Below are 21586 nucleotides of genomic sequence, written 5' to 3'. Positions count from 1 at the left end.
CCTAAAACGTGTCGCGTTCGATCGGCCTCATGCGACGCGCTTTAGGTCCTTGTTTTTATACATGTCGTTATCGCAAAACCGCTGCACTTTTGCGCGACATGCATTAAGGCCCCCGGCTGGCCCCAACGCCACCGGGAATTGCCGCTGGCATTGGCGAAGCCGATGGTTCAAGAAGGATCAACGACAGGCTTTCCTTCATGTCCTCCATCCGCCCGCTGATCCCCCTCCTGATCGCCGCCGGCATCCTGCTCGGCGGCAACGGCCTGCAGAGCACGTTGATTGCGCTGCGTGGTGCGCAGGAAGGTTTTCCCGCTTCCTCGATCGGCCTGATGGGCACGTTCTATTTCGCCGGCTTCCTGCTCGGCTGCCTTGCCGTGACCCGCATCATGAAGTCCGTCGGCCATGTGCGCGCCTTTTCGGCACTCGCGGCGATCGCCTCGGCGGGAACGCTGCTTCTGGTGCTGGTCATCGATCCGGTGATGTGGTGCGCCGTGCGCTTTGCCGGCGGGTTCTGCTTTGCCGGCCTGTTCACCATCATGGAAGCCTGGCTGAATTCCGGCGTCACGAACACCGACCGGGCGCGGGTGCTTGCCATCTACCGGATGGTCGACATCGGCTCGGTGACGGGCGCCCAGTTCCTGATCCCGATCTTCGGCGCCGGCGGCTTTGCCATCTTCGCCATCATGTCGATGATGATCACCGTTTCGCTGGTGCCGGTTTCGCTCGGCGACCGCTCCAATCCGACGCCGCCGGAAGACGTCAAGCTCGATTTGGCGCGCGTCTGGCGGATCTCGCCGCTCGGCTGCTTCGGCTGTATCGCCGTCGGCGTCACAAACAGCGCCTTTCGCACCCTGTCGCCGGTCTATGCCGAGCAGATCGGCATGTCGGTCGCCGACGTCGTCACCTTCGTCAGCGTCGGCATTTTCGGCGGCGCCATCATACAATACCCGCTTGGCTATCTCTCCGACCGCTGGGACCGGCGCTCGGTGCTGCTGATGACGACGTGCTGTGCGATGGTGGCGGCACTGGCGCTGGCATTCGTGGCAGGCGGCAGCCCGTTTCTCAACTTCCTGCTCGTCTTCATCTTCGGCTGCTTCGCCATGCCGCTCTATTCGTTGTCAGCGGCGCATTCCAACGACCGCGCCGACAAGGGCGAGTTCGTGCTGATCAACGCGGCCTTGATGCTGTTTTATTCCTTCGGCGCCATTGGCGGGCCGTTCGCAGCCTCGACGGTGATGCAATTTTTCGGGCCGAGCGCGCTGTTCGTGTTCAGCGCCACCGTCTATGCGATCTTCGTGGCCGTCATCCTTTACCGGATGCAGGCGCGCTCCGCCGTGCCGGCCACCCATCGCAGCCGTTTTACGGCGCTGTTGCGCACTTCGACGGTTTTTGCCCGGCTGGCGAAGCGGAATGCCGATCCCGATGAACCCGCAAAGCCTGGATAGAGGTGCTTGCGCTTGACGAAAGCGCGCGCGGCTGAAATTGAAAGAGACCCTATCCCTTGCCAAAAGCGATTTGATGCACGTCATCACCACCCAGAAAGAACTCGAGACCGCTATTGCCGCTTTCGAAAAGGCGGAATTCGTCACCGTCGATACCGAATTCATTCGCGAAACGACCTTCTGGCCGATCCTGTGCCTGATCCAGATGGCAGCGCCCGGGGTGACCGCGCTGATCGATCCGCTGTCGCCCGACATCGACCTGAAACCGTTCTTCAGGCTGATGTCCAACGAGGCGATCGTCAAAGTCTTCCATGCGGCGCGCCAGGACATCGAAATCATCGTGCATCTCGGCGATCTGGTGCCGCATCCGGTGTTCGACACCCAGGTCGCGGCAATGGTCTGCGGCTTCGGCGACAGCGTCTCCTACGACCAGCTGGTGCAGCGCATCACCGGAGCGCGGCTCGACAAGTCCTCGCGCTTCACCGACTGGCGCCACCGTCCGCTGTCCGAAAAGCAGCTCGACTACGCGCTCGCCGACGTCACCCACCTGATCGAGGTCTACAAGCATCTCAGCGCCGAGCTGGTGCGGGAAAACCGCGCCCACTGGCTGAACGAGGAGATGGACGTGCTGACCTCGCGCGAGACCTACGATCCGCATCCCGAGGATGCCTGGAAGAGGCTCAAGATGCGGCTGCGCAAGCCGCAGGAACTGGCGATCGTGCAGGCGGTGGCCGCCTGGCGCGAACGCGAAGCGCGCGAGCGCGACGTGCCGCGCGGCCGGGTGCTCAAGGACGATGCGATCTACGAAGTGGCGCAGCAGGCGCCGCGCGACGCTGCGGCGCTGAGCAAGCTGCGTACCACGCCGAAGGGCTGGGAGCGCTCGTCGACGGCGACGGCACTGCTTGGCGCGGTAAACGCTGCCCTTGCCCTGCCCAGGGAAGAGATGCCGAAGCTGCCGAAGAGCTTCCAGCCGCCGGAGGGGTCAAGCGCCGCGGCGGAGTTGCTGAAGGTGCTGCTGCGGATCGTTGCCGAAAAGGAGGGCGTCGCATCCAAGGTACTCGCCTCCAGTGACGACATCGACCGCATCGCTGCCGAGGGCGAGGAAGCCGACGTGCCGGCATTGCAAGGCTGGCGGCGCGCCGTCTTCGGCGAGGCCGCGCTCAAGCTTGTGCGCGGTGAACTCGCCATCAGGTTCGACAAGCGCAAGATCGCTGTGTTCGATTTGTAGCCTTGAGCTTGCTCAGACCAAGCCGAGCAGATGCAGCGCTAGCCATATCCATCCAAGTGCAAGAACCACCGCGCCCAGGTAGAATGCCCTGCTGCGCAGGATCAGCTGATTGCTGGTCAAGTGGACCGATGCGTGAAGATAGCGGGAGACGACAAAGATCCACATCAGTGCCAAGGTCAGATAATTGACGCCATTGGTCACGTGCAGCGTCAAGCATAAGACGTAGAAAAGCACCGGCAGTTCGAACTGGTTGCTCAGATTGTCGGCGACGGTGACGCTGGAACCAGGCTCCGTCGAGCGCGTCTTGAACTGGCCGGCCTTGGCTTCGCCCGATCTGACCGCACCATGGCGGCGCCGGCCCATAACGACGTAGACGATATAGACCAGCAGCACCTGCGCCAGCATCGGCCAGAAGATCGCGGTCTGGTTCAAGATGCCCCCTGTCTTTGTCACCCAGCCTTCAAGACCGTTTCTGAGCCATCAGAGTGAAAGCCGCAGTGACGGTCACTGGTATCGCCAGCAGGGCGAATTTGGTGACGATCAGCGCCGAGGCGAAGGATAGCGAATCCGGATTGGCCGACAGAAAATCGGACAAAAGACGAGCCACGGCGATATTCTGGGCATAGTCGGTAAGCAGGTAGGGCAGCACCAGCACAACCGCGAATATCGACTGGGTTTGCGCAGGCAGTGCACGGAAATTCTTCAGCCGCCGGCCCGTGGCCAGGATCAGGCTGACCATCGTCAGCGACAGCAGCGCCGGGAACAGCAGGTCGAAGGTCAGGTAATGCCAGACGAGAATAATTTCGCTGCCGCGCCGGCCGAGGGCTGTTAGCCAGGCCATGCCCTCATCCGGGGTGAAACCGGCATAGCGCATGTCGAGCGACGGCAGACCGCCGCTCAATTGGCGAAAATAGAGGAACTCCATTGCCGTCATGATGATGAAAACCGCCACGGTGGCGACACAGAGTGCGGCCGCGTGGCGCGACAGCCGCAGGATCATTGCCGCCAGATTGCGCCAAGACGCATGACGGTCAGGCTCCGCCAGGATAATTCGGGCTTTCGCGGGTAATCGTGACGTCATGGGCGTGGCTTTCACGAAGTCCGGCATTGGATATCCGCACAAAAGTGGCGCGCTCGCGGAAATCGGCAAGGTCGCGGCCACCGACATAACCCATAGCGGCTTTCAGGCCGCCTGCAAGCTGGTGCAGCACGCCAGACACAGGTCCTTTGTACGGCACCTGCCCTTCGATGCCTTCCGGGACCAGTTTCAGCGTGTCGCGCACCTCGGCCTGGAAATAACGATCGGCGGAGCCGCGCGCCATCGCGCCGACCGAGCCCATGCCGCGATAGGCTTTGAAGGAGCGGCCCTGGTGCAGATAGACCTCGCCCGGGCTCTCGTCCGTGCCGGCCAGCAGCGAGCCGATCATCGCAGCACTTGCGCCGGCGGCCAGTGCCTTGGCGAGATCGCCCGAATATTTGATGCCGCCATCGGCAATGACCGAAACGCCGGATTTCTGCGCCGTCTCGACCGCCGACATGATCGCCGAGAGCTGCGGCACGCCGACGCCGGCGACGATGCGGGTGGTGCAGATGGAGCCTGGTCCGATGCCGACCTTGACCGCGTCGGCGCCGGCATCGATCAGCGCCAAGGTGCCTTCCGCGGTGGCGACGTTGCCGGCCAGGATGCGAACCGAGTTGGACAGTTTCTTGGCCCGCGTCACCGCATCCAGAACGCGCTGCGAATGACCGTGCGCGGTGTCGATCACGAGAAGGTCGACGCCGGCGTCGATGAGGCGCTCGGCGCGTTCGAAACCGTCATCGCCGACGCTGGTGGCGGCGGCTGCGCGCAAGCGCCCCTGCGCATCCTTGGTGGCGTGCGGGTTGAGCTGCGACTTCTCGATGTCCTTGACCGTGATCAGCCCGACGCAATTGCCGTCCCGATCGACCACAACAAGCTTCTCGATGCGGTGCTGATGGAGTAGCCGCTTGGCCTCGTCCTGATCGACGTTCTCCTTGACCGTGATCAGGTTCTCGCGGGTCATCAGCTCATAGACCTTTTGCGCCGGATCGGACGCGAAGCGGACGTCGCGGTTGGTCAGGATGCCGACGAGCCGGCCGACCGTGTGGCCGCCGGTGCCGCCGTTCTCGACCACCGGAATGCCCGAAATGCTGTAGGTGCGCATCAGACCCAGCGCATCGGCAAGCGTCGCCTCGGGACCGATGGTGACAGGGTTGACCACCATGCCGGACTCGAATTTCTTCACCTGCCGCACCTGCTCGGCCTGTTCGGCCGGCGAGAAATTGCGGTGGATGACACCGATGCCGCCGGCCTGGGCCATGGCGATGGCGAGCCGCGCCTCGGTAACCGTGTCCATGGCGGCCGACAGGATCGGCACGTTGAGGTCGATGTCGCCGGCGATGCGGGTGCGGATGTCGGTCTCGCCGGGCATGACCTCGGAATGACCCGGCTGCAGCAGCACGTCGTCAAAGGTCAGCGCCAATGCGCCGGTGGACGTCTCGATGATTTTTGCCATGGCCAGCCCTCGGAATGCAGGAAAGGCGCTCGCCCTGGATGGACAGCGCCGACTCGTCTTCTTCCCTTTCAGGATTGGCGCTGGCTCGTAACACGTCCCGTGGCCGTTGAAAAGCCGATGGTTGTGTAGTGGCGAAGCTGCATTTTGCCCCAGGGGCTGCGGGACTTGCGGTCGCACAAACGTGACAGCAAATTAATACGACATCCGGGCCAAACCATGATAACCGCCCTACCTGTCGGTTTGGCCCCCAGGGCCGGCAAGCAATCGCGACGCACATTTCAAGGCCGGATCCATCGTGAACCGCACCATTCCGCTTATCCTGGCGGTCGCTCTATTCATGGAAAACATGGATTCGACCGTCATTGCGACATCGTTGCCGGCGATCGCCATCGACATCCACACCAGCCCGATCGCGCTCAAGCTGGCGCTGACCGCCTATCTGGTATCGCTCGCGATCTTCATTCCGATCAGCGGCTGGAAGGCCGACCGCTTCGGCGCCAAGAATGTCTTCCGCGCCGCGATCGCCGTGTTCATCGTCGGTTCGGTCGCGTGCGCCATTTCCAATTCGCTGCCGGCTTTCGTGGTGTCACGTTTCCTGCAAGGTATTGGCGGCGCCATGATGACGCCGGTCGGACGCCTGGTGCTGGTACGCGCGACGCCGAAAAGCGAGCTCGTCGCCGCCATGTCGTGGCTGACTGTCCCGGCTCTGGTCGGCCCCCTGGTCGGCCCGCCGGTCGGCGGCTTCATCACGACCTATTTTTCCTGGCACTGGATTTTTCTGATCAATGTGCCGATCGGGCTGATCGGCATCTGGCTGGCCACGCGTTTCCTGCCGAAGACCGACGCCGCGCAGACGCCGCCGCTCGATCTCATCGGTTTCGTGCTGAGCGGGCTGGCGGCATCGGGCATCGTGTTCGGCCTGTCGGTGGTCAGCCTGCCGGCTCTGCCGCCAGTCGCCGGCTTTATCACCGTTGCCGTCGGGCTGGCATCGGCGGTGCTTTACCTGCTGCACGCGCGCCGCGCCAAGAACCCGCTGCTGGCGCTCGAGCTGTTTCGCAATCGGGTGTTCCGCTCGTCGGTGCTCGGCGGCGGACTGTTCCGCATCGGCATTGGTGCCGTACCTTTCCTGTTGCCGCTGATGTTCCAGATCGGTTTCGGGCTGACGCCGTTCCAGTCCGGCATGATCACCTTCGTCTCGGCGATCGGCGCCATAGGCATGAAATTCGTCACCGCGCTGATCTTCAGGGTCGCCGGCTTCCGCCGGGTGCTGATTTCAGGCTCGCTCATCGCTGCCGCGTCCATCGCCATCAACGGCCTGTTCACACCCGACACGCCCTACGGGCTGATCCTCGCCATGCTGCTCGCCGGGGGCTTCATCCGCTCGATGTTCTTCACCGGCATCAATGCGCTTGCCTACGCCGAGATTTCGGCCGCCGACACCAGCAAGGCGACGCCGATCACGGCCGTGTTCCAGCAGTTGGCGATCGCGCTCGGCGTGGCGCTGGCCGGCGGCATCCTCGAAGTGTCGACCAAGATCCATGGCGGCCCGCTGACGCTGAGCGACTTCCACACCGCCTTCTTCATCGTAGCGGCGGTGTCGGCGGCAGCCTCGCTGTCGTTCATGCGGCTGGCGCCGGACGCCGGCAATGCCGTGTCTGGACATGGCCGGTTGACGCCGCCGAAGACACTGGAGCCGGTGAGCCCGCCGGGAAGTTGAGAACCCCTTCCCTTCTCCCCTTGTGGGAGAAGGTGGATCGGCGCGCAGCGCCGAGACGGTTGAGGGTGTTGGAAGAAATGAGGCGATGATAACTGCAAGCGTGTTGCCAAGCTGGAACACCCCTCATCCGACCTCGCTTCGCGAGGCCACCTTCTCCCACAAGAAGGGGAGAAGGAAAGGGCGCTACCCCTTGAAATCCTTCGCCAGCAAATACAGCTCCACCGATTCGTCGCGTGAGGCCGGTGGCTTGACGTGGTGGACCGAGCGGAAATTCCGCTTGAGTCTCGCCAGCAATTCGTTCTCGGCGCCGCCCTGAAACGTCTTGGCGAGGAAATGTCCGCCCGGCTTCAATACCGACAGCGCGAAATCGGCCGCCACCTCGCAAAGATGCATGGTGCGGATGTGGTCGGTCCGTTTGTGGCCGGTGGTCGGTGCGGCCATGTCGGAGAGCACGATGTCGGGCTGGCCGCCCAGCGTCTCGGCCAGCTTTTCGGGTGCCTGCGGATCGAGGAAATCCATCAGCAGCACCGGGGCGCCCGGCACGGCGTCCATCTCGAGGTAATCGATGCCGACGACGTTCGGGTGTTCCGCGGTCGACTTGGTACGCGCGGCGGCGACCTGGCACCAGCCGCCGGGTGCCGCGCCAAGGTCTATCACCTTCATGCCAGGCTTGAGCAAATGGTGCTTGTCGTCGATCTCGATCAGCTTGTAGGCGGCGCGCGAGCGATAGCCGTCGGCCTTCGAGCGCTGGACATAGGGATCATTGATGTGGCGCTGCAACCAGCGGCGCGACGATTCCTTCAAGCCGCTTTTCTTCTTGATCTTTGTCTTCAGCACGCGAATGCCGGCGGAGCTCGGTCTTTCCGGTTTCTTGGTCATTGCTTGATTGCTTGTTTGAGCATGATCTTGTCCGAAAACCGGCAGCCACTTTTCGGGATCATGCTCTGCCTCGCCGCCAGACGCCGTCATCGGCCATCAATTCGCTCAATATGCCCTCGCGCAGGCCGCGGTCGGCGACACGCAGCCGCTCCGACGGCCAGACGGCGCGGATCGCCTCCAATATGGCGCAGCCGGCCAGAACCAGGTCGGCGCGGTCGGCGCCGATGCAAGGGTTGGCGACGCGTTGCTGGAAATCCCAGCCGACCAGTTTTTCGACCATGCGGTCGACGCTGTCGCGATCCATCCACAGCCCGTCGACGCGGCGGCGGTCATAGCGTTCGAGATCGAGATGGACGCCGGCCAGCGTCGTCACAGTGCCCGATGTGCCGAGCAAATGGAATTTCGGGCTGGCCAGGAGGTGGCTCAGCCGATCACGCCCGTCGAAGGCGCGCAGCCGCATTGCGACATCCTCGACCATGGCGCCAAAGATCTCGCGTGTCACCGTGCGGCCGCCAAAACGCTCGGCCAGCGAGACGACGCCGACCGGCAGCGACGTCCACGAGACGATATGGTTGGCAAGCCTTGGCGAGCGCTGACCGGTGAGGTCGATCAGCGCGATTTCGGACGAGCCGCCGCCGATGTCGAACAGCACGACGCCTTGCGTGTCGCGCTCGACCAGCGAACCGCAGCCCGACACCGCCAGCCGCGCCTCGGTCTGGCGGTCGATGATCTCGAGCTTCAGGCCGGCCTCGCGCTCGACGCGCTCGAGGAACTCGACGCCATTGGCGGCGGTTCGGCAGGCCTCGGTGGCGATCAGCCTGGCTTTCCTGACCTTGCGGTTGCGCAATTTGTCACCGCAGATCTTCAGCGCCTCGACCGCGCGGTCCATTGCGGCGTCGCCGAGCCGGCCATTGGCGGTAAGGCCCTCGCCCAGCCTGACGATGCGCGAGAAGGCATCGATGACGCGGAACTGGCCATGGCGCGTCGGCACCGCGACCAGCAGCCGGCAATTGTTGGTGCCGAGATCGAGCGCGGCAAACACCGGCAATTCCTGCAGCGGCGGCGGTGTGCAGGCACCTTGCCCCGGCCTTGGCGGAGCTGAGGGCGGAGGCGCGTAAGCCGCTGGCTGGGGCGGGCGCGCGGCCGGGGCCTCGTTGGCGGCGGGCACCGAAGCGCCGGCCGCCAGCGGACGAGTCTCGTCGCGTGCGAAAACCTTGCGCCCGCGCCGACGCTTGCGCCGTTTCTTGGGTTTGCCGTTCTGATGCGGGCCGTTCTGACCCTTGTGATCGTGGGACGTGTCGCCAGCCTGTCCATTGCCGGACCAGGGTTGCACCTGACGGCCGTAGCGTCCGGTGGATGGGCTTGCCTGGCCGGACGGCGTCGGCGAACCCCTGGACACGCCCACTTCCGGCGCGCCAGCGCCGGCGTCGTGGTCTTCCACTGTCGTTCCTTCCGGCGCCGCGCGAACCGGAGACCGGACGCAGCAGGCGCTTTTACATGTTCAAGTTGCCGCCAGACTATCAGCGCACGGCCGGATCACCAAGAGCGCTCGCGGCGAATTTTGCCGGCGGCGTGAAGGCGGCGACGTCGGTGAGCCCTTGTCCCCTTGGGAGAAGGGAAGGCGCGAGCGCCACAACGCGCCTTCCCGGTTGAATAGCCGGCTTCAATGAGGCATTTCTGAAATGGAGGGTAAATCATTCGGCAACGCGGGCGGTTTGCCTGCTGCGAACCGGAAAACGGTACGGGCTGCAACGCATGATCGTCATGCCATGAACTGGAGGCGCTATTTCTGGCCCGTCATCGGCATCGCCGCGGTGGTGTTCTCGCTGTGGCTGCTGCTGCACGAATTGCGCGGCATCTCGCTTGACGATGTCTGGGCCGGCATAATCGCCATCCCGGCGCGCGGCTGGGTGCTGGCGGCGCTGAGCTCGGTCATCGCCTATGCCTCGCTCGCCGGCTACGACCACATCGCGTTGCTGCACATCGGCAAGAAAGTATCGTGGCTGTTCGTCACCTTCTGCTCGTTCACCACCTACGCGCTGTCGCACAATATCGGCGGCTCGGTGTTTTCCGGTGCGGTGATCCGCTACCGCGCCTACGGCACCAGGGGCCTGACCGGCCAGGATGTCGGCATTCTGGTGGCGATCTGCTGGATCACCTTCGTGCTGTCGACGCTGTTCGTCTCAGGCATCGTGCTGCTGCTCGAGCCTGAGGTGATCGACCGGTTTTCCGGCATACCGCATCATCGGCTGTCGCAAGCAGCAGGGTTCGCCATGCTGCTCGTGGTGGCGGCCTATGTCTTCGGCAGCTGGCTGCATCTGAGACCGCTCAGGATCGGCAGCTTCCAGCTGCATTACCCGGCGCTGCCGATCGTGGCGCGGCAATTGCTGGTCGGCCCGATCGAGCTGCTGGCGGCGGCGGCGATCATCTTCTTCGCCCTGCCCGCCACCGGCAATCCCGGCTATTTCGTCGTGCTCGGCGTTTTCCTGGTGTCGTTCTCGATCGCGCAGATCTCGCATGCGCCGGGCGGGCTCGGGGTCTTCGAGGTGGTGTTCCTCGCTGGCTTGTCGCACATGGACCAGGTCGGCGTGCTGGCGGCGCTGCTGGTGTTCCGGCTGTTCTACCTGATCATCCCGCTGCTGATCGCGCTCGGCGTGGTGCTGTTCTTCGAGCACTCGCAATACTCCCGCAGCGAGAGTTGAAGCTCGGCAATCGCGTCAGGCCTGATGACGACCGTGAGAAGATCAATCCTCAATGTAGGCGCCGCCCCTCAACCCCCTGCCGGGACCCTTCTCCCCGTGAAGAACGGGGAGAGGGTGAGGGGCAGCGCAAACGCCGGCGGGAGTGACGATAGGGCAAATCTGAAGCAACCGCGCCGATTGAAATGCCTACGGCAGGGTTGACTATTTTCCGGCGGCGGCTACAAGGCACGCGCGGCGACATCGTCGCCCTGCCCGTGTGGTTTTCAACGGCCGCGCCTGCTGGGGAATAGGTTAACGGTAGACCCACGGACTCTGACTCCGTTAGTCCTGGTTCGAATCCAGGTTCCCCAGCCAAGAAATTTCAATTACTTAGCTACCGAACCCGCTCCTCCAGGAATAACTTCCGTCGAATTACGGTGGTCGAATTACGGTGACAGTGCACTTTTCCCGTGTCGCCCTCTCCAGTATTGTCGCGTCGCCGACGTCGCGGTTTTCGATGCACCCGTGGGCCGAGAGCATCGCCGAGCAAATCGGCAAAGCTGCGAAATCCGGAAAACGAGGCAGGCGGCGAAAAGAAATTAGTGCACTGTCACCGTAGTTCCTAAAACCTCTCCGGCAACCCTTCTACTCCCCGACAATGGACGTCGGCGGGCGTGCCGAGGTTATCGGATCGGCATGACGAAGGACGATCCTCCACGCGCCTTCCTCGCGCCGGAATATGGTGGTGACTCGAAGCGCAATCGGCACCAGTTTGTTGCCACCACCGACCTTGGATTGGAACCGCTCGACCTCGATGATGTATCCCAAGTCGGCTGTCGCATACTCCGAGATGCGCTCAAAGCCGATGGCCTTGCCGTGCCGGTAATTGGTGGCGGCCCGTTCCATGGTCTCAGCGGCCTTTCTCCATCCCTTCGCCGGCGGGCCAAAGGGATTGGCAATAATGACGTCGTCCTGTCGCGAGTAGAGGTTTTTTAAGGGCTCAGGATCGCCCTTTACGAAGGCATCCAGAGCCAGATGATCCTGCTCGATAAATTTCGTCAGGTCGGAGGCTAACATCTTAATATCGCCCCATGACTAAAAAGAGAACTCTATCAAGCGCTTCATCCGCCCTTCGCCTAGGCGTTCGGGCTGGTGTCCGGAGTATAGATCAGAATTACGGTGAGTGCACTTTTTACCATGTCGCCCTCGCCGCATGGTGCACCTTGCCGGCGTTCCCGGTCTGCCGCATCGCGGGCGTCGTACGGGTGAGCCAAAGCGTTTTCACGTCCCAAGACTATGTGATCCACAAGAACTGCTCATCGAGTATTGCCGCGTCGCCGATGTCGCGGTTTTCGAGGCACCCATGGGCCATCGCCGGGCAAATCGGCAAAGCCATGAAACCGGAAAACGAGGCAGGCGGCGAAAAGAAAATGGTGCACTGTCACGGTAATCCCAAGAACTGCTCATCGAGTATTGCCGTATCGCCGATGTCGCGGTTTTCGATGCACCCATGGGCCGAGAGCATCGCCGGGCAAATCGGCAAAGCGGTGAAACCCGAAAAACGAGGCAGGCGGTGAAAAGAAAATAGTGCACTGTCACCGTAATTCGCGTTCCGCCTTTCGAAATCCTTCTTCGCAACAAGATTGTGCAGGTTGGCCCAAATGAGGCCGGCTCTTCCCGATCGATTGGGATTTCTCCCGAGTGAAATTACTCACCTCGAAAGTGGCCTTTAGAAGGGGCAGAGCCGTGTCCCGACCACACAGAGGGAGATGACCTTCCCCAATCTTACCCGACTCCCCCACTTGCTGTGACAGCGAGGCGCCCCACATGCCCCAACCAACACCAGGCGGCCTCAGGAATAGGCGAACGCGTGTGGTAGGATTCTGAGTTCTTACTCAGGCTATCGGTCACGACCCCAAGGAGCCCAGAAAGGAAAAGGCCAAGGCGACGGCATACCATCTGCGCTCATCGATGCTTTTGTCGGCCCATTCGAGCCATCGATTGTGGCCTGAACATCGTTGGTTGAAGTGTGAACTCGGACCCCTACCACCCAGGCCGGGACCGAAAACGCCTTGGTCACGCTAATTTTCGTGAAGACCTGGAGTACCCGGCCGGTGGGCTGCGTTGCCACAAAATCAAGGTCGAGGATGCCATCTTTTGGAGGGACTATGTAAATCCACGGCGTAAGGTCGGGCAACGACCACCCGCTTGTGGGAACCCAACCGCTGGCTGATACGGCTATCGCCGGCGGATTTTCAGGTATTACCAAAAGTCCCTCAACGTGCACTTTGTCAACTGAATAAATGCGCGATTGCATAGCCTTCCTCCCATTAGACGAATTTTCTGGGACTACCCCGGCGCGAAGGCGTTCACGCCTTCAAAGTGCTTTTTCGAAGTGCCGGCTAGACTAACTCTCCGGCCAGGGGTAGAACCCCCTTCCTGTCAATTTCGAACTTAAGTTTGTGAGAAACGTTATTACTTTTGGACAACAAACGAGAAAGACCCGTCGTTCCCGGCGGGTGCGATCCCAATGCCGATAGCGTCTATACTCGATGCCAGTCACCAGATTCTTGATGCGTGCTAAGCGCAACACTGATTTCTTTGGCCCTTTCACCAACCCTCGGAACGATGCACGCCAGAAAGGCCGCCTTGAACGCAGGTAGTGCCGCTGCCGGGCTGGCAAATATAGCTGCCAGGGTGGCCGCCACGGCGCCACCGGTTGCGCAGTTTGTAACGTCACCCCAAATACTATTTAAGTCCGGTGCCGAGAATTCTGCATAGGCGGTAATTTTTGATGTCCGCGTATACAGGACAGGATACTTGATGAATCCTCCTTCCCATTCAACTTTAAACTCTGGCACGCCATCAATATGAGCAAGTTCAACTTTTCTATTCTCGGACAATAGCAACTCAGCAAAGTCTTTTCTTGATCTTGCGGTATCCATTCTCTTTTCTGCGTCTGCTTTTTCGTCCAGCCACCATTTCTGGATCGGCTTACAATGCAGCGCGACCCATTCTGCGCAATTCCAATATATATCCGGACCGTAAGCTATTCGGTAAATCATCGGATACAATTGCCCCTCAGGGATAATGTGGCACCCGAACATATCTTCCGGTACTGCTGACAGCAGTGATAACACGATGTATTTGTTACTCATTTTTGTTCCTCCATGTTGCATATATATATTTAGATATTAGATTTCAGTTAAGCGTGGCTCTTCTCCGTAGTATCAGAAGTCCTGTTCGTTCGATTTGACACAAAGGGAAATTGTATTCCGCGCCTAACTATCAAAGAACGATTTATTTCAAGTATCTTCCGCACACTCGCAAGTGCCGCCTCGTTCACCTCGATATACGCGACGATGTACCACTCGCCGTTCTCTTCCCTGGCCATGCCCATCGGTTCGGCCCGCCATTTGAGCGCGCCGTGGTGCGGCATGAAGTAGGTTTCCTGGATGCCGCCGACGGCGCTGAGGCCCTCGTCGAGAGCATATTCCATTACCGCGCAGCACAGCTGCGTCAGCGTGCCCCTTAGTCCGGCAGTGCGTTTATCGGGAACGACGAATGTGCGGGTCCATTCGGCCCAATCGGGACGCCTGGGGACGCCCGATTTTTCGCACATGTGAGAAAAGACCTCCGAGACCATGTGCGGCTCGCTCGTTGGGATCAATCGAGCCGAAGTCACTACGCGATCGTCTTCAATGCCCAGCAGGTATGTCGCCGCGTCTGTATCGAATTGATCCAGTTCGCGACCATCCGGGCTCGGAGGGCGCCAGCGTTTTTGATGCACGAAGAAATCGTGCCGGCGGCGCAGAAACTCGTCGAATTCGTTTTCGTAGAGATGCTTGTTATGCGCATTGACTACGTGGGCCGTTATCATGGCGCGATCCCCCGATCGTTCTCGCCGGGATACTCGCAGTCGCGCTAATATACGTCACCTGTCCGATGGGACAGTTGACGCGATTAGGGATGGATCAGACGCCGGCGCACTGCCTCGACGACCGCTTGCGTGGTCGTGGCGACGCCAAAAGCCTCGCGGGCCCGCGTCGAGTGCCATTTGACCGTGCGCTCGGTAAGGCCAAGGATCTGCGAGGTTTCCGACGAGGTCTTGCCGGCCGCGGCCCACAAGAGCACTTCTTTTTCGCGGTCGGTCAGCACGCCTTCATGGTCGTCATCGTCATTGGCCAAGGCCTGGATCGACATGCCCGCGTATACCGCCATGGTCACCAGTTGCACCTGGTGGCGCGGCGACAGGGTGCAGGCCTTCGCGGAAGACGCAAACGAAAGCACGGATTGCCAATGGTGAACGCTGAGCATCGGTACGGCGAAGCCGCTGCAGATGCCGAACTCAGTCGCCTCGCCGGCAACGCGTCGTGAGCCCTCTGTATCCGACCACTTTGCCGGGACTTCGGACCAGAGGAACGGCTTCAAGGTCTTTGCCGAGTAAACGCAAACGCCGTCGACGGCGGCATGCTCGGCCTCGACATAGCGCTCAAACCAGCCGGCCGGCCAGCCATTCAGTTCGACCATCGGTGCAAGCTTCTGCCCGCCAAGCGGCACCCCGCTCAGGATAAGGTGCTCGAAACCGAGATTTCGCACGGTTTCAAGAAGGTCGCTCAGCAGCGGCCCGGTAGCTGTGTGCTTCCTGCAGCGTTCGACAAAGTCGAACACATCTGAATCGATCATGACAGAGACCCCCGTCTCCACGCCCGAAAACAAAGCTTATCTTAAATTAGAGACTTCGAATACTCCCAATAAGTGTGTCCGCGACGCAGGACGCGTGGACCAAAATCAGCTAAATCAGCCGGATTGTAGTCAGCAACACAGGACCCCCAAGCATGACGCCAGCACTGCCAAAACGAAACGAGCCGTTCCGGGCCGGCGAAACCGCGCTGCTGCTGGTCGACATGCAGCGCGTCTGGCTGGAGCCGGGTGCTGATCCAGCGCATCCGGAGCGCGGTCCCGATCACTATTTCTACCGGCAGACGGCGTCGCAGACGATCCCCAACCAGGAGCGCCTGCTGGCGGCGGCGCGGGCCAACGGCGTCGAGGTGATCCATACAATCATCCAAAGCCTGACCGAAGACGGCCGCGACCGCTCGCTCGACCACAAGCTGACGCCGATCCATATCGCGCCGAGCCGGCCGGAGGGCCTGCCGGTGCCGTCGCTGGCGCCGATCGGCGACGAGATCATGCTGCCGAAGACGTCGTCGGGCGTCTTCAACTCGACCAACATCGATTATGTCTTGAAAAACCTCGGCGTGCGTTATCTGGTCGTCGCCGGCATCATGACCGACCAGTGCGTCGACATGGCGGTGCGCGACGCCGCCGATCGCGGCTACCTCGTCACCTGCGTATCCGACGCCTGCGCCGCCGCCTCGCAGGAGCGCCATGATGGCGCGCTCGAGGCCTTCGGCGGCTATTGCTGGGTCGCAGATACCGCCATTGTTACTGCCCGTTTCGAAGCCTTGGGAAAAGCTGCATGACATCGACCGTCGAACCGCTCGTTGCCGTCGTCACGACCGATCTTTCGGCGATCACGCGCGGCCGCTCGGTCGTCGAAAGCAGGCTGCAGAAGATTGCTGCGACCGGCGTCGGCTGGCTCCAGGCCAATCTGTCGCTGACGCCCTTCAACTCCATCGTCGACCCCAATCCGTGGGGCTCGTCCGGCGATGTGCGGCTCGTTCCCGATCTCAACGCGCGGTTCCGCACGGCGCTGACCGGATCGGCGACGCCTTTCGACATGGTCGCCGGCAACATCGTCGAACTCGACGGCAGCCCGTGGGTCGGCTGTACGCGGACCATGCTCAAGGATGCGCTGGCGGACTTGAAGGCAGCGGCCGGGCTTTCCGTCATCGCCGCCTTCGAGCATGAATTCCATATCGAGGCCGACTTCGGGCCGGCTCATTCGATGTCGTTGGCAGCACTGCGCCGCGCCGACCCGTTTGCCGCCAATCTGATGGCGGCGCTGGCGGAAGCCGGCGTCGCGCCCGAAGTGGTGATCGCCGAATTCGGCACCGACCAGTTCGAGGTGACGTGCGAGCCGGCCGATGCGCTTGCCGCGGCCGATCGCGCCGTCGCCATCCGCGAGATCACGCGCGAAGTCGCGCGATGTGCCGGCTGGCGGGCGAGCTTCGCGCCCAAAACCGCTCCCGATGCCGTCGGCAACGGCGTCCATATCCATTTCAGTTTCGTCGACGAGGCCGGCAAGCCGGCGACCTACGATCCGGCCCAGCCTGGCGGCCTTTCCAGCCGTGCCGCTTCGTTCTGTGCCGGCGTGCTGCGCCATCTGCCCGCGATCACCGCCATGACGGCGGCGAGTGTGTCGTCCTACTACCGGCTGAAGCCGCATAGCTGGAGCTCGTCCTACACCTGGCTTGCCGATCGCGACCGCGAGGCGAGCCTGCGCATCTGCCCGACGGTGACGATCGGCGGGCGCGATCCGGCGCGGCAGTACAACATCGAATACCGGGCGGCCGACGCCACCGGCAATCCCTATTTGTCGCTGGCAGCGATCGTGCGCGCCGGGCTGGAGGGGCTGAAGGCCAAGCTGCCGGCGCCGCCGCTTGTCTCGGGCGACCCGACGCTGATGAGCGGTTCCGAGCGCAAGAAGCTTGGCCTCGTGCGGCTGCCGGAAACGCTGCCTGCGGCACTCGACGCGCTCGTTGCCGACAAGACCGTCACCGGATGGTTCGCGCCGGTGTTCGTCGAGACCTTTGTCGGCCTCAAGCGGCATGAGACCGAGCGCCTCGCCGGTCTCGACCCAGTGGCGGTCTGCGATCTCTACCGGACGCTGTATTGATGGCTGAGCCGGTTGCCAACGCCATCCTACCGGAAGGTTGGCCACCCGCGGTCGACGCAATCAACGAAACGGGGCGTTCCGATATCGTTCTGATATGCGAGCACGCGTCCAATCATATTCCGGCCGAGTATGCGCGGCTCGGTCTCGACAGCCGCCATTTGCAGCGCCATATCGCCTGGGATATCGGCGCCGCCGAAGTGACCCGCGCTCTGTCGAAACTGCTCGATGCTCCGGCTTTCCTCAGCTCCTATTCGCGGCTGTTGATCGATCTCAACCGGCCGCTTGGTTCCAGCGGCAGCATTCCGGCGCTATCGGAGGACACCGGCATCCCCGGCAATGTCGGCCTCAATCCGGAGGAACGAAGCCGGCGTGCCGAAATCATGTTCGCGCCGTTTCATGACCGCGTGGCCGCCCATCTCGACGACCGGGCGAAGCAGGGCAGAGCGACGCGGATCGCGACGATCCACTCCTTCACGCCGGTCTTCCTCGGCATTGCGCGGCCCTGGCACGCCGGCGTGCTTTACGACCGGGCAGTCGATTTCGGCCAGGCAGTGCTTGCCGGCCTGCGCGCCGACGGTGCGCTCAACGCCGCGGCAAACGAGCCTTATGCGATCAGCCGCGACGGCGACTACGCCATACCGGTCCATGGCGACGATCGCGGCATTCAGGCCGTCCTCATCGAGATCAGGCAGGACCTGCTGGCGAGCCGCTCCGGCATCGAGGAATGGGCGAAGCGGCTGGCGGCGGCGTTGCCGGTGCAGACACAGGGTTTGTGAACAAGCTCGGCTGCTCGAGCGCAACGCGAGAGCCGAGCCGTCGATGAAAAGCCTCCACCCGTCCTCAGGAGAAGATTTCCGCCAAGTCTTCGACGCTCGTGCCTTCCTTGACCTGGCGCAGCTCGACATAGCTGACGGCGATGGCAGTGGAAAACACGACTTGCTCGACCGCGCGCGCCAGAGCGTCCAGGAAGAACACGAGCGGAATGCCTAAGTGGGATAGGACGCGGCCCAACGTGAAATTTGTTGCGACCAAAGCTACGAACAGGGGGAACCAGAGACTGAGCAGAGACCAACGGCTGCCCTTGGAAAGATCGCGGCTGCGGCCCAAACTCGCGAATACCCCCAGTTTTTCCTGAATCAGAACCGGTATCGCTACAACCCAGAGAACCAACAACAAAAATCCCGGAACGACGAGCAGCACGAGGCCGACTGTGAAGCCAATGTTGACAATCAGCGAAATGCCGATTGCCGGCAGCAGGAGTGCCACGGCCGTCCCGATGCAATCACGCATCGACGGCCGCTTGCCGCTCAAATCCTCGATGGCAGCGCGCGTCAAAGCCACCTCCAGCAAGGACATGAGGACAATATAGCCGATCGCGCCAACCACCGTGAGCGCGACCCGTTGAACCGAGAATTCCGGGCCGCCATGCTCGACATTCGTAACGGTCTTCCTGAACCAGAGCGCAAATACGAATCTCGGCAGGGCGGAGAAAATCAAGGCAAGCCCTAGGCAAAGAACGGGATTGCGTCCGATGACGGCAAAGCTGTCGTTGAAAACCCTGCCGATGCGAAATTTGTCGGGCTGTTCCAGCGTTATTGACGCCACGATATTACCTATCCAGTCCAGACCGATCCTGACGCGATGAAGGCAGCAAATCCCTTGCCGCTACGAGAAGATTTCCGCCAAGTCTTCGACGCTGGTGCCTTCCTTGACTTGTCTCAGCTCGACATAGCTAACGGCGATGGCAACCGATATTACCGTCGACACGACCGTTGACACAACGGCGCTTCCAATCGCGCCCACAATCAGGCCAACGGTCGAGAGGCTGCCGGTAAGGGCGAAAGCCAATCCAAACACCAAAGCGAATGCCATTTGGAAGGCAATCGCCACCAAGAACAGAATCAGCAAAAGGCCGAATAGTGACCAGCGGCTGCCCTTCGTCAGGGCGCGGCTCCGCGACATCGAGCCAAACACGCCAAGGCGCTCCTGGATCAGCACGGGTACGGAAACCGATATACCAAGCAACCACATGATGCCGGGAACAAGCAGCATCACGAACGCGACGATCGTCCCGAAGATCGGGATAATCAGCCCTGCGACGGCAATCGCAACAACCCCGAGGACCATGACGAAAAAGACCACCAGCCCGATCCCAAGCGTCGGGAATATGCAGCGTAAAGCTATTTGGATGCAGTCACCGATTGCCGGGCGCTTGCCGTTCAAGTCTTCTATCGTCGCCCTCACCAGTGATGATTGAAACAACAAAGCCAGCACAAGATATATCAAGCCAAAAGCCACCGATATTAACGAGTTGCGTAGAATCGCCGAGGGATCGGCAACAGCCAGAGTTTCGGGACTAGCAATATTGATGTTGGCAAAATTGCTGTAATTCCAAAGGTTAAGCACCAGTGCCGGAAGGGCGGAAAAAAGAGCCGCTAGTCCGACCAACAGACCCGGATTGCGGCCGATAACCGCAAAACTGTTGCTGAAAACCCTGCCGATGCGAAACTTGTCCGACCGTTCCAATGTCGTTGAAACCATGATGCGTCCCCCGCTTAATCACCGCATATCGGCTGGTGATCCCCGCATTAAATGTGCCAACATTGGAGGTCGACGTCTAGTCCACTTGCAATTGTCTTGCCGCATTGCCAGTGTCGGCTGGGGAACCACAGGTTGCAGGGGAGAGGGTGGCGTTGGCACAGCCAGGCACAGCGGAAGCCGAACGGCTGACCAATCTGCACAAGCAGCTGATCGCCGATGAGTCGATCCAGTTCGACCTGCCGGCCTATGTGCCGCCAAAGCCGCCCGAGTGGCTGAAGCCGCTGCAGGATTTTTTGTCGTGGCTCAGTCCCTACATGATCTATCTGTTCTGGGGGGCGGTGATATCGGGCGTCGCAATCATCCTGCTTTTGGTCTTCCTCGAGGTGAAAGGCATCGCCTGGCGGCTGCCATGGCAGCGCGCGCGGCCCGAAGTCGAAGACGAAGAAACCTGGCGCCCAGACGCCGGCACCGCGCAGATCCTGTTGTCGCAAGCGGATGCGCTGGCCGCACGCGGCGACTACGACGAGGCGGTTCACCTTTTGCTTCGGCGCAGCGTCGCCGATATTGCCGGCCGGCTGCCGGACTTCCTGCGCCCGTCGCTCACCGCGCGCGACATCGCCAATGCCCCTTCCCTGCCGGGAAGGGCGCGCCACGCGTTTACCGAGATCGCCCGCATCGTCGAGGCGGCGCTGTTCGCGCGGCGGCCGGTCGGCGCGGAAGGCTGGCGGCAGGCGCGCGGCGCCTATGAACGTTTCGCCTTCCGGGATGCCTGGACGTGAGTGCACCGGCGGTCGAGGCACAGGAGCCGTTCAATCGAAAGACACTGTTTTGGGGGATTTTCGCCAGCCTCCTTGCGGCAGCCGGTTTCTTCCTGCTGTCCACCTATGCTCCCGATTTCCGGCAACCCGGCAATGGCGGCGCCACGCCGCTGTCGAAAAGCGGCGTCGGCTACGCCGGCCTGGCGGAATGGCTGCGGCTCACCGGCGAAGCGCCCTTGATGGCGCGGACCGAAGACGATCTTGCCAGAGATATACTGTTGATCGTCACCATCTCGCCCGACAGCGATCCGGAGGCGCTTGACCGCATTCTTGAGCTTCGCGATGACCGCGAGACTCTCTTCGTGCTGCCCAAATGGCAGACCTTGCCCCTCCAGCAGCATGAGGGATGGAAGATGAAAATCGAGCGTTTGCCCGACACCGTAGTCAACGATTGGCTCGGCCGGATCGCCAAGGCCAAGCTCGGTGTCGGCAGGAGCACCGTCGAGCAACTCGAGATCCGGGGCCATCTCGTCGCCGCGCCGCAAGACATGCAATGGGTTGCCGACGATCACCCGATCATTGCGGCAGGCAGCGGCAAGGCCGTCCTCATCGAATTCCAAGACAAACCCTTTTTCATTCTGACCGACCCCGACCTAATCAACAATTCCGCGCTTGGAGATGCCGACAAGGCGGCCGCGGCGCGCGACCTGATCCAATGGCTGCGGCCTGGCAAGGGTCTGGTCATGTTCGACCTGACGCTGCACGGCGGGGCGCGGAAATATGACCTCGCCAAGCTCCTGGTCGAGCCGCCGTTCCTGGCGCTGACACTGACGATCCTGATCGCTGCGGCGCTGGCGTTCCTGCATGGCCTTGGCCGATTCGGCCCGCCGCGTATAGACCCGCGCGCGATCGCCTTGGGCAAGCGTGGGCAGGGGGCTACGACGGCGATGCGCATGCGGGGTTCCGGCCCGCTGGCCGGGCTGGGCGGCCGCTATGGGGGCATG

The 21586-nt window shown here is 61.9% G+C and carries 21 protein-coding genes and 1 tRNA gene; 11 read left to right on the top strand and 11 right to left on the bottom strand.

Annotated elements, in window-relative coordinates:
• Nucleotides 1–197: 197 nt before the first annotated feature.
• Nucleotides 198–1445 (top strand): MFS transporter, encoded by a 1248-nt coding sequence (locus NKH04_RS15825; protein WP_023674455.1) that lies wholly within the window; start codon nucleotides 198–200, stop codon nucleotides 1443–1445.
• Nucleotides 1446–1518: 73 nt separating this feature from the next.
• Nucleotides 1519–2670, top strand: coding sequence for a ribonuclease D (gene rnd / locus NKH04_RS15820; protein WP_353044525.1), 1152 nt, complete (start codon nucleotides 1519–1521; stop codon nucleotides 2668–2670).
• A 12-nt stretch (nucleotides 2671–2682) separates the two neighbouring features.
• On the opposite strand, the gene NKH04_RS15815 is transcribed toward rnd, so the two are convergent.
• From NKH04_RS15815 to guaB, 3 genes are read right to left on the bottom strand one after another with little or no spacing between them, the layout of a single operon-like run.
• A complete protein-coding gene (locus tag NKH04_RS15815) occupies nucleotides 2683–3102 on the bottom strand; it encodes an MAPEG family protein (RefSeq protein ID WP_352472046.1) in 420 nt (139 codons plus the stop codon).
• A gap of 28 nt (nucleotides 3103–3130) precedes the next feature.
• The gene (locus NKH04_RS15810; RefSeq protein ID WP_352542392.1) at nucleotides 3131–3670 is read right to left on the bottom strand and encodes a hypothetical protein; all 540 of its coding nucleotides are present in this window, start codon (nucleotides 3668–3670) and stop codon (nucleotides 3131–3133) included.
• Between the two features lie 31 nt (nucleotides 3671–3701).
• Nucleotides 3702–5204: an IMP dehydrogenase gene (guaB, locus tag NKH04_RS15805; RefSeq protein WP_352458563.1), complete on the bottom strand. Its 1503-nt coding sequence runs from the start codon at nucleotides 5202–5204 to the stop codon at nucleotides 3702–3704.
• A gap of 295 nt (nucleotides 5205–5499) precedes the next feature.
• On the opposite strand from guaB, the gene NKH04_RS15800 reads away from it, so the two are divergent.
• Nucleotides 5500–6921, top strand: coding sequence for an MFS transporter (locus NKH04_RS15800; protein ID WP_353044524.1), 1422 nt, complete (start codon nucleotides 5500–5502; stop codon nucleotides 6919–6921).
• A gap of 183 nt (nucleotides 6922–7104) precedes the next feature.
• On the opposite strand, the gene NKH04_RS15795 is transcribed toward NKH04_RS15800, so the two are convergent.
• Nucleotides 7105–7800, bottom strand: a complete 696-nt coding sequence (locus tag NKH04_RS15795) for an RlmE family RNA methyltransferase (protein ID WP_023674449.1) — start codon at nucleotides 7798–7800, stop codon at nucleotides 7105–7107.
• A gap of 58 nt (nucleotides 7801–7858) precedes the next feature.
• Nucleotides 7859–9241 carry a Ppx/GppA phosphatase family protein gene (locus NKH04_RS15790; protein ID WP_353044523.1) on the bottom strand — a complete coding sequence of 461 codons (1383 nt, stop codon included), beginning with the start codon at nucleotides 9239–9241 and terminating at the stop codon, nucleotides 7859–7861.
• Between the two features lie 328 nt (nucleotides 9242–9569).
• Between NKH04_RS15790 and NKH04_RS15785 the strand changes: the two genes are divergently transcribed.
• Together NKH04_RS15785 and NKH04_RS15780 are read left to right on the top strand one after the other, a co-directional pair.
• Nucleotides 9570–10502, top strand: coding sequence for a lysylphosphatidylglycerol synthase domain-containing protein (locus tag NKH04_RS15785; protein WP_353044522.1), 933 nt, complete (start codon nucleotides 9570–9572; stop codon nucleotides 10500–10502).
• Between the two features lie 280 nt (nucleotides 10503–10782).
• Nucleotides 10783–10856 (top strand) — tRNA-Gln (locus NKH04_RS15780).
• 270 nt (nucleotides 10857–11126) lie between these two features.
• Here the strand turns inward: NKH04_RS15780 and NKH04_RS15775 are convergent.
• Nucleotides 11127–11558, bottom strand: coding sequence for a YybH family protein (locus NKH04_RS15775; protein WP_023674442.1), 432 nt, complete (start codon nucleotides 11556–11558; stop codon nucleotides 11127–11129).
• A gap of 317 nt (nucleotides 11559–11875) precedes the next feature.
• Here NKH04_RS15775 and NKH04_RS15770 point away from each other — a divergent pair, with 317 nt between their 5' ends.
• Entirely contained in the window at nucleotides 11876–12058 is a 183-nt protein-coding gene (locus tag NKH04_RS15770) for a hypothetical protein (RefSeq protein WP_353044521.1), read from the top strand.
• A gap of 966 nt (nucleotides 12059–13024) precedes the next feature.
• Here NKH04_RS15770 and NKH04_RS15765 read toward each other — a convergent pair.
• From NKH04_RS15765 to NKH04_RS15755, 3 genes are all read right to left on the bottom strand, one after another.
• Nucleotides 13025–13639 carry a hypothetical protein gene (locus NKH04_RS15765; RefSeq protein WP_352932742.1) on the bottom strand — a complete coding sequence of 205 codons (615 nt, stop codon included), beginning with the start codon at nucleotides 13637–13639 and terminating at the stop codon, nucleotides 13025–13027.
• 47 nt (nucleotides 13640–13686) lie between these two features.
• Nucleotides 13687–14361, bottom strand: coding sequence for an acyl-homoserine-lactone synthase (locus NKH04_RS15760; protein WP_352932741.1), 675 nt, complete (start codon nucleotides 14359–14361; stop codon nucleotides 13687–13689).
• An 83-nt stretch (nucleotides 14362–14444) separates the two neighbouring features.
• Entirely contained in the window at nucleotides 14445–15167 is a 723-nt protein-coding gene (locus NKH04_RS15755; RefSeq protein WP_352474983.1) for a LuxR family transcriptional regulator, read from the bottom strand.
• Between the two features lie 152 nt (nucleotides 15168–15319).
• Between NKH04_RS15755 and NKH04_RS15750 the strand changes: the two genes are divergently transcribed.
• Genes NKH04_RS15750 through NKH04_RS15740 form a run of 3 tightly spaced genes read left to right on the top strand, consistent with a single transcriptional unit; the run spans nucleotide 15320 to nucleotide 18059 of the window.
• Entirely contained in the window at nucleotides 15320–15967 is a 648-nt protein-coding gene (locus tag NKH04_RS15750) for a cysteine hydrolase family protein (protein WP_353044520.1), read from the top strand.
• Nucleotides 15964–17283, top strand: coding sequence for a type I glutamate--ammonia ligase (locus NKH04_RS15745; protein ID WP_353044519.1), 1320 nt, complete (start codon nucleotides 15964–15966; stop codon nucleotides 17281–17283). The genes NKH04_RS15750 and NKH04_RS15745 overlap by 4 nt, the downstream gene beginning before the upstream one ends.
• On the top strand, nucleotides 17283–18059 hold the full coding sequence (locus NKH04_RS15740) for an N-formylglutamate amidohydrolase (RefSeq protein ID WP_353044518.1): 777 nt from the start codon (nucleotides 17283–17285) through the stop codon (nucleotides 18057–18059). The genes NKH04_RS15745 and NKH04_RS15740 overlap by 1 nt, the downstream gene beginning before the upstream one ends.
• Nucleotides 18060–18123: 64 nt before the next feature.
• Here NKH04_RS15740 and NKH04_RS15735 read toward each other — a convergent pair whose 3' ends face one another.
• Nucleotides 18124–18888: a hypothetical protein gene (locus NKH04_RS15735; protein WP_353044517.1), complete on the bottom strand. Its 765-nt coding sequence runs from the start codon at nucleotides 18886–18888 to the stop codon at nucleotides 18124–18126.
• Between the two features lie 60 nt (nucleotides 18889–18948).
• Nucleotides 18949–19824 (bottom strand): DUF7847 domain-containing protein, encoded by an 876-nt coding sequence (locus NKH04_RS15730; protein WP_352918891.1) that lies wholly within the window; start codon nucleotides 19822–19824, stop codon nucleotides 18949–18951.
• A 146-nt stretch (nucleotides 19825–19970) separates the two neighbouring features.
• Here NKH04_RS15730 and NKH04_RS15725 point away from each other — a divergent pair, with 146 nt between their 5' ends.
• Both NKH04_RS15725 and NKH04_RS15720 read left to right on the top strand, forming a co-directional pair.
• Complete coding sequence (locus tag NKH04_RS15725) at nucleotides 19971–20603, top strand: DUF4129 domain-containing protein (protein ID WP_353044516.1); 633 nt, start codon at nucleotides 19971–19973, stop codon at nucleotides 20601–20603.
• Nucleotides 20600–21586, top strand: a 987-nt coding sequence (locus tag NKH04_RS15720) for a DUF4350 domain-containing protein (RefSeq protein ID WP_353044515.1), incomplete at its 3' end; no start/stop codon positions are given. The genes NKH04_RS15725 and NKH04_RS15720, both read left to right, overlap by 4 nt.

Origin of the sequence: Mesorhizobium sp. M1365, from assembly GCF_040317865.1 — a bacterium.
In the GTDB taxonomy this organism is placed as follows: Bacteria; Pseudomonadota; Alphaproteobacteria; order Rhizobiales; family Rhizobiaceae; genus Mesorhizobium.
The sequence above is the reverse complement of the archived record's forward strand: the minus strand, read 5'-3'. Positions and strand labels throughout refer to the sequence as shown.

Coding starts and splice junctions, on each gene's coding strand:
- NKH04_RS15795 (WP_023674449.1), bottom strand. CDS start 7,800: ATGACCAAGAAACCGGAAAGACCGAGCTCCGCCGGCATTCGCGTGCTG.
- NKH04_RS15740 (WP_353044518.1), top strand. CDS start 17,283: ATGGCTGAGCCGGTTGCCAACGCCATCCTACCGGAAGGTTGGCCACCC.
- NKH04_RS15730 (WP_352918891.1), bottom strand. CDS start 19,824: ATGGTTTCAACGACATTGGAACGGTCGGACAAGTTTCGCATCGGCAGG.
- NKH04_RS15760 (WP_352932741.1), bottom strand. CDS start 14,361: ATGATAACGGCCCACGTAGTCAATGCGCATAACAAGCATCTCTACGAA.
- rnd (WP_353044525.1), top strand. CDS start 1,519: ATGCACGTCATCACCACCCAGAAAGAACTCGAGACCGCTATTGCCGCT.
- NKH04_RS15755 (WP_352474983.1), bottom strand. CDS start 15,167: ATGATCGATTCAGATGTGTTCGACTTTGTCGAACGCTGCAGGAAGCAC.
- NKH04_RS15745 (WP_353044519.1), top strand. CDS start 15,964: ATGACATCGACCGTCGAACCGCTCGTTGCCGTCGTCACGACCGATCTT.
- guaB (WP_352458563.1), bottom strand. CDS start 5,204: ATGGCAAAAATCATCGAGACGTCCACCGGCGCATTGGCGCTGACCTTT.
- NKH04_RS15825 (WP_023674455.1), top strand. CDS start 198: ATGTCCTCCATCCGCCCGCTGATCCCCCTCCTGATCGCCGCCGGCATC.
- NKH04_RS15750 (WP_353044520.1), top strand. CDS start 15,320: ATGACGCCAGCACTGCCAAAACGAAACGAGCCGTTCCGGGCCGGCGAA.
- NKH04_RS15775 (WP_023674442.1), bottom strand. CDS start 11,558: ATGTTAGCCTCCGACCTGACGAAATTTATCGAGCAGGATCATCTGGCT.
- NKH04_RS15810 (WP_352542392.1), bottom strand. CDS start 3,670: ATGATCCTGCGGCTGTCGCGCCACGCGGCCGCACTCTGTGTCGCCACC.
- NKH04_RS15785 (WP_353044522.1), top strand. CDS start 9,570: ATGAACTGGAGGCGCTATTTCTGGCCCGTCATCGGCATCGCCGCGGTG.
- NKH04_RS15770 (WP_353044521.1), top strand. CDS start 11,876: ATGAAACCGGAAAACGAGGCAGGCGGCGAAAAGAAAATGGTGCACTGT.
- NKH04_RS15765 (WP_352932742.1), bottom strand. CDS start 13,639: ATGAGTAACAAATACATCGTGTTATCACTGCTGTCAGCAGTACCGGAA.